Origin of the sequence: Mesorhizobium sp. M4A.F.Ca.ET.020.02.1.1 (assembly GCF_004022645.1) — a bacterium.
In the GTDB taxonomy this organism is placed as follows: Bacteria; Pseudomonadota; Alphaproteobacteria; order Rhizobiales; family Rhizobiaceae; genus Mesorhizobium.
In genome coordinates this window covers 1-1,308 of the sequence record NZ_RZOI01001111.1, presented here as the reverse complement: position 1 = coordinate 1,308, position 1,308 = coordinate 1, and the positions used below count along the sequence as shown (strand labels likewise).

1 protein-coding gene and 1 pseudogene are annotated in these 1,308 nt (G+C 65.3%); one reads left to right on the top strand and one right to left on the bottom strand.

What is annotated here, in order from left to right; all coding sequences use genetic code 11:
- Positions 1-70: 70 nt before the first annotated feature.
- Positions 71-817: an IclR family transcriptional regulator gene (locus EN742_RS35265; protein ID WP_128333903.1), complete on the bottom strand. Its 747-nt coding sequence runs from the start codon at positions 815-817 to the stop codon at positions 71-73.
- A gap of 156 nt (positions 818-973) precedes the next feature.
- Here EN742_RS35265 and EN742_RS35260 point away from each other — a divergent pair.
- Positions 974-1,308: pseudogene (locus EN742_RS35260) on the top strand (aspartate aminotransferase family protein); the annotation flags it as partial.

Here is a 1,308-nt window from a genome sequence, read left to right as displayed (position 1 = left end):
CCTCCATCTCCGTCCTTCCACGGCAAACAAGTTAACACGCTAATCATCAGCACGGCAACGGCCGAACGGTCTATCCTTCGCCGGCCAGCCGCGCCGCTATCAGTCGCGCAGTCCTGCTCACCGCCTCGCCCTGGCCGGCGGCCACCGCATTGTCGACGCGCGAAATGGGCGAGGCGACCGCCAGGGTGCCGATCGGTTGCCCGTCGGCGCCGATGACAGCGGCGCCGACGCTGTGCACGCCCTCTTCATAGCCCTGAGCACTGCGTGAGTAGCCGCGTACCGCAGCAAGGGCTATGGCTCGCGAAAAGTCGCCTGGTTGCGTCACCGTATGCTCGGTGAAGGCATGCAGCGGTTTCTTGAGATAGGCGCCCACCACGTCGGGCCGCGACGCGGCCAGGAAGGCGATGCCCGAGGACGTGCCGTGCAGCGGCAGCACCTGGCCGACATCGACATTGACGCGGTTGGCCTTGGCCGACAGCTCGACATGCAGCGTGAGCAGCGCGCCAGCGCTGAATTCCGACAGATGCACGGTCTCGCCGGTCTCGAGCGACAGTTCGCGGATGAAGGGCGCGGCGATACGCACGAACGGAAAATGCGCGTCGCGGATTCTGGCGAGCCGCGACAGGCCAGCACCAAGCCGGTAGCGGCGACTCTGCGGCTCCTGCTCGATCAGCCGATGGTCAGCGAGCGCCATCAGAAGGCGCCGCGTCGTCGCCTTGTCGAGACCCGCCCGGCGGGCCAGATCGGACAGCCCTATCTCCGGCTCGCGAAGCGTGAACAATTCGAGCAGCGACGCTGCCTTGCCCACAGTGCTCATGATGTCTCCTCCAAGATACTTCGCATGTGAATTAACTTGACAGCCGTGATTTCAGCTTGCAAGGTGGCTATAACATACGAAACGTCGGTTCATATAGCGATCCGACTTGGGCGACCTGATGCCCGCTGTTTCAAATTCCGAGGAGAGGTCAGCGCCGTGACGGACGCCATCAGAAGCGATTTGCAGCCCGCGATCGTCGAGGATCTCCTCGATCGTGAGCAGGCGCGGTTCCTCGCCACCCATCCGCGCTCGGCGGCGGCCTGGGAGGAAGGCAAGACGCATTTCCTCTATGGCGGCCCGTCGCACTGGATGCGCCGCTGGGCGGGCGGCTTCCCGGTCTATGCCGCTTCGGCGCGCGGCGCGCATATCACGGACATCGACGGGCACGACTATGTCGACTTCGCGCTGGGCGACACCGGCGGCATGTGCGGCCATGCGCCCGAAGCGGTGACGCGCGCCGCGCTCCGCCAGCTGCAGAATGGCACGACGAT